1 pseudogene is annotated in these 8,833 nt (G+C 72.3%); it reads right to left on the bottom strand.

Features of this window, described 5'->3' with window-relative positions:
* Nucleotides 1-7,666: pseudogene (locus RBH18_RS41505) on the bottom strand (hypothetical protein); the annotation flags it as partial.
* Between the last annotated feature and the right edge of the window lie 1,167 nt (nucleotides 7,667-8,833).

Here is an 8,833-nt window from a genome sequence, read left to right as displayed (position 1 = left end):
CCCGGATCCGCTCGGAGGTGCCGTCCGGATCGTGGACGACCAGGTGGACCCGGGCCGCGTCGGCCGCCGCCTGGAGCCGGGCGGTCCGGTCGCCGGGTGCCGTCCGGGCGGGGGCCGCGCCGGCGAGCTGGTCGGCGGTGACTCCGGTGCCGGGCGGCAGCGCCCCAGCGATCGACTCGTAGAGCGAGCGCGGCGCCGGCGTGGTGCCCGCCGGGACACCCTGATGGCGGGCGGCGAAGTCGTCGAGGCGCCGGTGGTGGGCGGCGAGCTGGGTCCACCAGGACTGGCCGGCCTCGTCGCGGGCCCGGTGCAGCGCCGGCAGCGAGTCCTCGACGGCCCGGCGCGCGTCGCTGTCCGGCGGCAGCGTCAGGCCCTGGATCCGGGCGTCCTCCAGCGCCTCGTTCGCGGTGACGAACCGGGCGGCGGCCGCGGCCAGGTCGGACTCGTGCCGGGCGACGGCCTGGAAGTCACGGTGCTGGTCGCTGCCCGCTGCCAGGCCGAGCGCGGTCTCCGCGTCGGTGAGTGCCATCCGCAGCTGCACCGGGATCAGCGTGTCGCTCGGACCGCTTTCGTACGTCGAGGTGGTGGCCGCGCCGCCGGCGAGCGTGACCGAGACGGAGGAGCGCGCCCGGTACTCCAGCAGCGCCGACCGGTCCTCCGGCTTGACGACGCCCGCGGCCGCCGAGCCGATCTCCGCGCCCTCGGCCTGACCGATGATGTCGTTGCTCAGCGCGCCCGGGTTGGAGCCTTCGGTCGGGTCGAGCAGGTCCCCGGTGCCGGCCTGTGTCACCGACAACCCGGGGCCGCGCAGCGCCCGGCTGGTGTCCTGATGCGACGATCCGGCCTCCGACGACGTCAGGCCCGCGTGCTCCCGGTAGACGCCGGAGCTGACCCCGCTCAGGGTGGCCGACTCCGGGGTCAGCTTGACGGTGATCGACGCGCGGCGGCCGAGGATCCGGTCGCTGACCGCCGGCGGCAGGGTGAAGCCGTCGTCGGAGAACAGCTCGTGGACGGCCGGCAACAGCAGCTCCGGGGTGAGGCGCTGCCGGATCTGGTGCGCCTCGGGGAAGCCGCCCTCGCCGGTGTAGCGCGACGTGCCGCCGGTCGTGCGCTGCCACAGCTGCCGGGCCGCGTCGGCGAGCTGCGCGGCCACCTGGTCCCGGATCACGTCCAGGCGGGCGATGTTCTCGGGGGTGTAGAGCTGCGGGAGGGGCAGGCCGTTCGCCTCGGTCCAGCCGGGCGGCACCGTCTGCGGGATCTCGTACGTCGCCGGCGGGGTGGGTGCCGCCGCCTGCTGCGGCGCGGCACGGAGGTCGTCGGCCCAGCGCTCCTGCTCGACGCTGTCCCGGGCGACCTCGATGGTGTCCTGCAGCTTGCCGTCGCGATAGACCCGCAGCGAGAACTTCATCGGGAAGCGCATCCGCGCCTTGACCCCGCGGGCGGAGCTGATCGCGACCCGGCTGGTGCCCGAGGTGTCGCTGTCGATCTGCGCGCTCTGCGTGCCGGCGCCCACCCGGTCGCCCGGCCCCGCGGCGACATTCGTCGAGTTGGCGAGCCCCGCCACGCCCGCCGACCCCACGACCGAGTCGCCGTGCGCGGTGCGGTGCGTGCGGGAGGTGTCGTTCTTCAGGGTCGCCTTGACGTCGATGTCGCCGTGGTCGGCCACGAAGCCGAGGAACTCCGGGTCGCCGTCCTCCTCGGCGACCAGCACGGCCTCGTACGGGGACCGGCTGAACAGGTTGGGCCGGGTGATCAGCGCCGCCGCGCCGCCGTCGGTCATGGCCGAGAAGTGCTGCGCGATGCCCTGGTCGGTGGCCAGGTGCCGCAGCTGCCGCCCGTTGAGGATCGGGTTGCGCAGCCCGGTCGCGTCCAGTCCCGCCTCGGCCGCCTCCAGCGCTGTCACCGGCCGGCCGATGCGCAGCAGGTCCCGCATCCGCCCGAGGAAGCCGTGCGCGGCGGCCCGGCGCTCGTCCCGGCGCCGCTCGATGGCCTGCCGCAGCGCGGTGTCCAGCCGGTCGTTGAGCCCCGGCGTCGCCGTGAGGTTGTAGAGGCCGAGCCCCACGCTGTGGCCCGGCGGCAGGCGCAGGTCGGGCCGGGCGCCGCCGGGCTGCCATCCGTCGCCGATCGCGCCGGTGTCCCCGCGCAGCGACTGGAAGAGGTTGAGCCGGGTCGCCGCGGCGGGCGTGACGGCGACCACCAGGCCGTCGTCGATGGTGGCGTTGCGCTGGATCGACCGGTGCCGGAAGCGCCAGCTGCCCCAGCGCAGCGGGATCGGCGCGGTGCGGCCCAGGGTCCGGCGCACGTCGGCGCCGAACGCGGCGTTGAGGTTGAACTTGACGGCCACCGACCGGGCGCGGCCCTTGCGGTTCACCATGTTGCGCTCAATCGCGCCGGAGACCGTCTCGCCGTCGCGGCGCGTGGAGGCGTGCAGCAGGCGCTCGTACGCCGCACCGGCGCTGCCCGCCACCCGGCTCGGCTGGCCCTCCTGCCTGTTCTGCCGCACCAACCCGTTGACGAACGCGCGCGCGGCGACCTGCCAGTGCCTGGTGCGCGAGCTGCCCACCTCGACTTCGCCACCGGAGGTACGTTCGGCGACGCCCGTGGTGTAGCCGGGCAGCAGCGCCGGATCGGTGAGCGCCAGCGCGAGGGCCAGGTCGACGCGGACGCCGTCGGAGTCGTCGGTCAGGTTGTCGATGTGCCCGAGGTCGGCCAGCGCGCTGGACACCATGCCGATCTGCTGGCCCGCGGTGAGCCGGTTCAGCAGGTCCGCGGCGGCCGGCATGCCGGGCTGCAGCCCCGCCGTGCCGCGCTCGCCCCGCAGCCGGGTGCGCGACTCGCGGACCGGGTCGCCGTCGGCGCCGGTCCGAGTCTGCAGGTCGGTCAGCGCGTTCTGCGCCAGCTGGAGGACGCTCGCGCTGCCCGGCATCGCCAGCACCGAGATGATGTCGGCGGGCTTCAGCTCGACCGGGGGGCGGCCCCGGCCGTTCACCCACTCGCGCAGGCCGCCCGCGTCGAGCTGGGTGCGGCGCTGGGAGGGCAGGGCGCCGTCGGCGGGGTGCAGCCGCGGGCGCAACGGCGGCGCCGGGGTGTCGGTGGCGGCGCCCTTGTCGACGTGCCAGACCAGCTTGCGGACCCGCTGCAGCCGGGAGGACGCTTGCGGCAGCGACTCCATCGGGCGGAGGCGTCGGCCGAACTTGAGGCGGGCGCTGGGATCGAAGCCGAAGCGGCGCTTCCAGGCGTACACGTCGACGGTGACGCGCTGGTCGCCGCCGAACGTCTCCGAGTGCTGGGTGCCGCCCTGGAGAAGCATCTCCTGGCCGGCCAGCTTGGTGGTGCCGCGCCGGCCGTACTGCCCGGAATACTCCACCGCGCCGCCGGGCACGACGATGCCGGTCACCTCGCCGACCTTGACGAGCCGGCCGCCGCCCTCGACGCCGAGGCCCCAGCGGCCCATGATGCCGGTGGACTGCTTGAACGTACGCCGGCCCGCCGTGGCCGCCCGTACGCCGACGTTCTGCGTGATGCCCTGGTGCGCCGGGGCGCCCTGCTGATTGCCCCGCGCCACCAGCACGATCGTGTCGGTGCCGTGCGGCCGGGTGCGGGTCAGGATCGCGGGCACGCCGGTGGTCGCGAGGCTCGCCGGGTCGGACCGGAAGCGCAGCGGCGACAGCACGTTGTCGAGCTCGAGCTGGTTGTTGTTGCGCTCGCTCGCCGACCGGCGCCGGAACATCCGCCCCCGCTTCGACGGGGTGTCATAGCGGGGGAGGAACTGCGGGGCTGCCCGCCGGAGCAGGTCGGTGACCTCCTGCCGCAGGTCGGCGTACCCGGTGGTGCCCGAGACCGCCGAGCGCCCGCCGTAGGACAGGTACGACGGCGCGTGCTTCGAGCCCTCCGGCGTCGCCGGGGCGGCACTGTAGAGCTGCCGTACCTTGTCGGCGGGCATCCGGCCGGAGATGACGAGGTCGATCGACGTGTCGGGCGGAGGCTGGTCGGCGGCGAAGGGCAGGGCGTTCACCGTGGACGAGACGCCGAGCCGGATGCGGGCCTCCACGGCGACGTTCGGCACGTCCTTGAACTCGGTGCCGGACCGCACCTGCCCCGCCAGACCGGACTCGGCGCTCTGCGTCTTGCTCACCCCGCCGAGGACGCGCAGCTGCACGTAGCCGACGGACAGGCCGCCCCGGACCGGGATGACATTGACCGTGAAGCCGGCCGGACTCGTCTGTGACCGGGCCGCGCTCTCGGTCACGCCGGTCTGCATGCGGAACGTCGACTTGCCGATGTCCGAGTGCCCGTCGACCCCGGTCAGCGTGCCGCCGAGCTCCAGGAACAGGGCGGCCAGACCGTGCTTGCTGTTGATCTGCTCCGGATGCGCCGGGTTCTCCAGCGCGCCGATCACGGTGGCGACCAGCGACTTGTCGGAGAAGACCCCGCGGAACCGGCCGGCGCCGTTGCTGCCCGGATCGGTGGTGCCGGTCGGGGCGAAATTGTTGAGGAGGGTCTCGCGTACGCCGTTGAGGGTCTGCGGCCCGTCGACGCCCGCCAGCCGCGCCTCGAGGATGTGCTCCGGCGTGAAGTTCTCGACGAACAGTGCCGTCTGCTCGGTCAGGGTGACGGTCGGCTGCCCCCGCTCGCCGGGCTCGTTCCGTGCCTGGGCCCCGGCGAGATCGTCGACCGCCCGGAACCGGGTGCTGGTGGTCGCCGGGGCGCCCTCGGTCCAGCCCGGACCCGGCCGGGACAGATCGGGCATCGGGCCACGCGACTCCGACACGACGATGCGGAACGACGTGGGGGCGCTGACGAGCTGCGAGCCGCCGCCGCTGCGTACGGTGGAGGAGTTGAGCAGTTTCGTCGACCTGCTGTGCTCGTCGACCGTCTCCGCGAGCTGCACCTCCGCGCTGACCCCGCCGCCGATCCCGCCCAGCCGGGGCACCAGCACCCCGCCGCCGATCGTCTGCGCCTGCCCGGCCGTCGTCTTCTCCTTGGCCTGGGTCACGCCGTCGGTCTTGGTGTCGTACTTCGGCTTGTGCGAGCTCGGCAGCACGGTGGCGGCGCCGGCGTCCCACTCGGGCAGCACGGTCACCCGGTAATGGCGGCCGAACCGGCCGGCGCGGACGTCGAAGCTGCGGCCGCCGGAGTCGAAGAAGGACTGCGGCTCGTCGCTGAGGGCGCGGGTGATCTCGGAGACGTCGATCCGGCCCGGGCCGCGCCCGTGGGTGGCCCGGGCGTGCCGGTCGACCGCGGCGACGGTGTTCGCGCGGACGTCGCGGACCAGGGCGTCGGGGTCGTCGAACGGGTCCAGGTCGAGATCGCGGAGGAGTTCGGGGCGGCGGGCGTAGAGGCCGGGAAGGGCGTTCGCCGGGGCCGGTTCGGTCGCCTCGGGTTGCTCTTCCTGGACGGGCGGCAGGCGGTCGTGCGCGGGATGGGGAGCCGGCTCGGCGGTGTCGCCCTCGGTGGTGAGGGCCAGGCCGATATGGTCGTCGGGACCCTCGTCCGTCGTCAGGGCGATGCCGATGGGCTGGGACAGGTCGTCGAGTTCGTACTCGGTGACCGGCGTCATGGCCGGCGCGCGTGACGGTGTCTGCACGCTCTTCTGGTCGCTTGCCGGCGGCGGCGCGGTTACGGCGGCCGGGGTGCGGACCGGGCCGGCGGTCTGCGCGACGTCCTGCATCAGCCGTAGATCCGAGTCGGTGAGGTAGGCCGTCGGGAGATTCCGACCTGTGAAGTCGTCGGCCTGGGCCCGGGAGACGGGCAGGCTCCGGACGTCCTGGCCCATGACGCCGGGGCGGATCTCGTTGCGGAGGAGGCGGTCGTCGGATTTGTAGCCTTCGTTGTCGCCGAGGTAGTGCATGATTTCGTGCACGGCGACGGCGACGCTGTCGTTGGTGTTCCACTGGTGCTGGTGGGTGTCGGCGGCGAGGTCGGTGACGAGTTCGACGGGTGGGTTGCGGCGGGGGTCGTCCTGCCAGTCGCTGAGCATGTCGTCGCGCCAGGCGAGGGTGTTGAAGGTGACGTTGACGTGGAGTTGGTGGCCGTCGGGGAAGGTGTGGCGGCCGTTGACCATTTCGTTGATGGTGTTCTGGACGGCTTGGCCGTAGTCGAGGCGTTGTTGTGGGGTGACGGCGTCGTTTTGGGAAACCAGGTCGAGGGTGAGGTCGTAGGCGCGGACCGGGGTGCCGTCGGGTGCGGTGAATTCGCGTACCTGGAAGGTGATGGTGGTGTTTTCGCCCGCCATCTGCTGGGTGCCGGGGACGAAGGGCTCTTTGCCGGGGACGTAGCGCTCGGTGCGTAGTTGGTTCGGGGGCGCGGTGTCGTAGGCGTGCTGCCAGTCGGCGGGCATGGACTGGGTGGGGCGCGCCGGCGTGGGGACAGTCACGGCGGGTGTGACGGTGTCCCTGCGCGGGGGCGCCGGTGAGGGGTTCTGCGGTGCGTCGGTGAAGGGGTTGGCGTGCAGGGCGGCGTTGGTGCCGGCGGCGATGTCGAAGAGGGTGGCGCCGGGGTCGCCGTACAGCTTCTCCATGCGGGCGCGCATCTTGCCGGCATCGGCCGGGGTGATCTGGCGGGGGTTGAAGGCGACGTTGGCGAGGCCTTCGGCGATCTTGAGCGTCGGGTCGGCGGCTCGGATCGGGGCGTAGGTGTTTTTGGTGTGGATCAGGTGGGTGACCTGGTCGGTCCAGGTTTTGCGGTCGGCGTGGGATTGCGGGATGGTGTCGGGTTTGGTGCGGTCGTATTTGGTGAGTAGCCGGTCGCTGTTGGTGGTGATGGTCAGGTTGGGGTCGACGATGGTGAAGGTTTTTGGGTCGGTGCCGTCGAAAAGCCGGTTGGTCTCGACGGAGTTGGCTAGGCCGCGGCCTTCTTTCGATGTGTAGGTGAGTGCGGTCGAGTTGTTCGATGGGACGCCGAAGGTGATGTTGTTTTCCAGGCGTTGCTGGTTGATGCGGATGAACGTGTTGGGTTCGGGCAGGTAGACGGCTCGGGGGTCGGCTTGGGCCATGGCGTGGCGGACGGCGCGGTCGCGTTGGTTGGCCTGCTGCGCCATCGGGTCGGCGGCGGGGTCGAATTGGTAGCCGCCGGTGATCAGGTGTGCTTGGTCGTTGGTGGTGATGGTGGTGTCGGCGTTGGTGAACAGGCTGGTCATGTCGGTGACGTCGGCGTCGCCGGTGTGCAGGAAGGTCGGCTGGTCCCCGGCTTTGCTGTTCAGGTCGCTGAGCAGTGTTTCGGTGTGGGGGTGGCGGACGATCGTTTCCCGGATCGCCGCGTAGGGGATGGTGTCTTGGCCGAGCGGGCGGCCTTGTTCGATGTCGCGGTTGGTCCAGGAGAACCCGACCACCGTGACCGGGAACGGTGCGTTGATGGTTTGGTTGAGGGTGTCGGCGATCTGCTGGTCGGAGAAGGCCCCGCGGTAGCCGTTGACGCCGATGGCCAGGCCGAAGCGGCCGGTGTGGGTGTTGTTGTCGAACCCGGCGGCGTACTTGTCGACCAGGGCTTGTAGATCAGTGCCGGGTGTGACCGGGACCGTGGCCAGGTAGGCGGGTTTGTCGGTGGTGGTCGCGTCGCGCGCTGGGACGGGGTTGATGCGGCGTGGTTCGCCTACTTGTTGCAGGCCGTAGGTTTGTTGGGCTGCTCGGAAGGGTGTCGAGCCACGGTTGCCGAGGACTGTCGGCATCGGCTGGGTGGTCGGTCGGGATCCGGTGGGTGTGGGTACTGGATTGGCCGGACCCTTGCCTCGGGGAGCGTGTGAGGGCGTCTGCACGGTGGGCGACGCGACCGATGCCTCCGGGGAAGCGGGCGTGTCGGCGTTCGTTGGGGCGTTGAACGCGGCGTTGGCTTCTTCCGGTGCCGGTGCCGGTGCCGGTGCCGGTGTTTGTGCTGGTGCTTCGGCCAGGACCGGGGCTGGTTCAGTGGCGGGTGGCGGCGTGGCGGGTAGGTCGGCGGCGGGTTGAGCGTTTGCGGACTGCTCTGCTGGGGCGGTTCCGTTGTGGTCGACGGTGAGGTCGACCTCCGTCGGCGGTGCGATGTCCGCGGTTGCCTGGGGGATTGCGGTGGGCGACGGCGGCAGGTCGCGGGTGGAAGGTCGGCCGGCCTGAGATTCGCCCGCTTGGCTCCTGCCGTCTTCGGGGGAACGGGCCTGCGAGGGGGCGGCCGTTGTCCCGCCTGCCATCGTCGTGCCGCTCGTGGTCGCGCTGCTTGTGGTCGTGCCGCTCGTCGTCACGCCGGCCGGAGAAGTTGCGGTCGGTGGAGTGGTGGCGGGTGTCGTTTCAGTGGCGGCGGGCTGAGACACAGCCGGCACGGCGAGCACGGCGGCTTCATTCGCCGGCAGTGTCGAGGTCGCCGGCATCGTGGAAGTCGATGGCGCCGGAGTGGCGTTTGCGCCCGATGAGGCGACCTGCGAAGGCGGCGCAATTTCTGTGGGCGGTGCGCTTCGCGTGGGCGGCGCGGTCTGTGTGGGCGGCGCGCTTTGTGTCGGCGGTGGTGCCTGTGCCTCGGCCGGCGCGGCGACGGTGGGAGTCGTGGTGGCCGGAGGGGGAGCGTTGACTGTGGTCGGTGCTGCTGCTGCTGTTGCTGCTGCGGGCGCGGCAGCTGGCGGGGTGCTGCCTGTGGTCGGTGCAGCGGCCGGCGCGCCCGACGGCATGGTGCTGGGTGCGGTTTGCGACGCAGGGTTGGGCGCGGTCTCCGACGTAAGGCTGGGCGCAGTGACCGGCACGGTGTTGGACGCAGTGGCTGGGGCAGGGCTGGGCGCAGTGCTGGTGGCAGGGCTGGGTGCAGCGGCCGGGGCTGGGTTCGGTGTAGTGCTAGTCGCAGGGTTGGGCGCAGTGGCGGGGTCGGGGGCCGG

It is taken from the genome of Actinoplanes oryzae, from assembly GCF_030757795.1.
Lineage (GTDB): Bacteria > Actinomycetota > Actinomycetes > Mycobacteriales > Micromonosporaceae > Actinoplanes.
This window is presented reverse-complemented; position numbering and strand designations above follow the sequence as displayed.